The sequence below is a fragment of the Micromonospora sp. NPDC003776 genome (assembly GCF_053605645.1).
Genome location: NZ_JBSGJR010000838.1, coordinates 1 through 2,069, shown reverse-complemented (window position 1 = coordinate 2,069; position 2,069 = coordinate 1). Strand labels below are relative to the sequence as shown.

Below are 2,069 nucleotides of genomic sequence, written 5' to 3'. Positions count from 1 at the left end.
CGCGCGTCGGCCGTCGCGCCCACGCTACTCCCGGCTCCGCCACGGCACCGGGGAACCGGCCTCAGCGCAGCGCGACCGCCTGGAGGCTGACGTTGATGCTCGGTGCTGAGCGCGTACACCACCCGGCCCAGGCCGGAGCGCTCGATCGCCGTGACACACATGCCGCAGGGCTGGCAGCTGGTGTACATGGTGGCGACCGCGGCGGCGTCGGGGGCGAGGTTCCGGGCCGCCCAGCGGGCCAACTTCAGCTCCGGATGGGCGGTGATGTCGTCGTCGGTCCGCTCGGTGTTGACCTCCTCGGCCAGCACCCGCCCGTCCGCGTCGACCAGCAGTGCGCCGAACGGGCCGTCCCCGGCGTCCCGGGCGGCGGTGGCCAGCGCGACGGCCCGGCGCAGGTGGCGTTCGTCGGTCTCGGTCAGCACGCTCATCCGCTGCGCATTCCCCACGGGGCGTCCCGGCACACCGGCGCCGATTAGCCTGACGGCGTGCGGACGGTCGAGCTGCTCTGTTCCCCGGAGCTGGAGGAGGCGGTACGCGCGGCCTGGGTTCGGCTGGCCGCGGCCGGCCTGCCCAGCCTGGCGCGCAACGCGCACCCGACCAACCGGCCGCACCTGACCCTCGCGGCCGTCGACGAGTTCCCGCCCGGCGCCTCGCGGCGCCTCGCCGACCTCTGTGACGCCGCGCTGCCGCTGCCGGCCCGGCTCGGCCGGGTGGAGGTGCTCGACGGCAGCGCCCCGCTGGTCTGGCTGGTCCGCCCCGCGCCGCAGCTGCTCGCCCTGCACGGCGCGGTCTGGGACGTGCTCGCCGCCGGCGACGGCCAGCACCCCTGGCACGCGCCGGGCCGGTGGATCCCGCACCTGAGCCTGGCGCTGCGGTTCCGCGACGCCGACCGGCGCCGCGCCCGGGCGGTGGCCGGCCTCGACCGGCCCAGCGGGGAGTTCGTCGCCGCGCGCAGCTACGACAGCCGGACCCGGACGATCACCGAGCTGGTTCCGGCGTGCCCCCGCCCCGGCGGGTGAGATCGGTGGCCCGGGCCACGATGCCGGCCTGCGCCGCGGTGGACCGCCACGCGGCCCCCGCCAGGTGAGCTGACGGGGGCCGCGCCGCCGGTGGCTCAGCGGTAGAAGCGCAGGTAGTCGAACTCCGCGGTGACCGGCGGCGTGGCGCCGCCCTGCGCGACTAGCCCGATCCGGGGCGTGGTGTCGGCCGGGAACGTCCAGACCGCACCCCAGGTCCAGCGGACCCCGTCGCGGCTGGAGGCGGCCCGGAACTCGTGCTCGCCGGTGACCGGGTCGACGTGGTGCGCCAGCCGGAGCCAGGTGGTGGTGGCCGGCGTGCCGACGATGCTGCCGCCGTACACGGTCTGGCCGGCGAAGGGCAGCTCGTAGCCGTACTCGACCTGCCGGGTGTTCCAGATCGCCACCTGGGCCAGCCGGGCGAACCGGTCGTCGTCGACGTACGCCACCATGCCCGCCTGCTGGTAGTTGCGGACGGTGTCCTCACCCAGGTCGAGGGTCACCCTGGTCTCCGCCACGTAGTCCCCGGCGGGCGCGTCGCGCAGCAGCACCCCGGCGGTGTTGCCGGTGCCGACCAGGTCGGTCGCCTCCACCGGCCAGCGCAGCGCCCCGTCGGCGACGGTCGCCGCCGGGTTGCGCCGCACCCACTGCCAGGCCGGGTCGAGCCCACCGTCGAACTCGTCAGACCAGTCGGGCAGCAGCGGGCCGACCGTCGGCGGGGCGACCGGGTGCCGCACCGGCCGGTACAGCCGGGCCGCGCTGACGTTGTCGAACTCGGCGGTCCCGTCCTCGGCGAACAGGGTCAGCGGCCCGGCGGCCGGGCCGGTCAGCGCCAGGCTGACCACGGCGAGCGGGTCGCCCAGCCGGTCCGGGGTCAGTTCCGCGACGAGCTGCCGGCCGCGTACCTCGACCGCGAGGTTGTGCCGGTCGGCGAGGTCGAGGCCGGCGGGCAGCGGGGCGGACGTGGGGCGGGCCGCGGCCGCGCGGGGGGCCAGCCCCGCGTCGGGGGACCCGGCCCCGCCCCGGGCCCGCCCCACCCCCCCGGCGCCCGGC

2 protein-coding genes and 1 pseudogene are annotated in these 2,069 nt (G+C 77.5%); 1 reads left to right on the top strand and 2 read right to left on the bottom strand.

Annotation, left to right across the window (positions count from 1 at the left end; all coding sequences use genetic code 11):
- The coding region (locus ACWEVO_RS35545) for a nucleoside deaminase (RefSeq protein ID WP_452311787.1) at positions 1-428 on the bottom strand (428 nt) is incomplete at its 3' end.
- A gap of 57 nt (positions 429-485) precedes the next feature.
- Between ACWEVO_RS35545 and ACWEVO_RS35540 the strand changes: the two genes are divergently transcribed.
- Complete coding sequence (locus tag ACWEVO_RS35540) at positions 486-1,019, top strand: 2'-5' RNA ligase family protein (protein ID WP_452311786.1); 534 nt, start codon at positions 486-488, stop codon at positions 1,017-1,019.
- Between the two features lie 95 nt (positions 1,020-1,114).
- On the opposite strand, the pseudogene ACWEVO_RS35535 reads toward ACWEVO_RS35540, so the two are convergent.
- Positions 1,115-2,069: pseudogene (locus ACWEVO_RS35535) on the bottom strand (family 43 glycosylhydrolase); the annotation flags it as partial.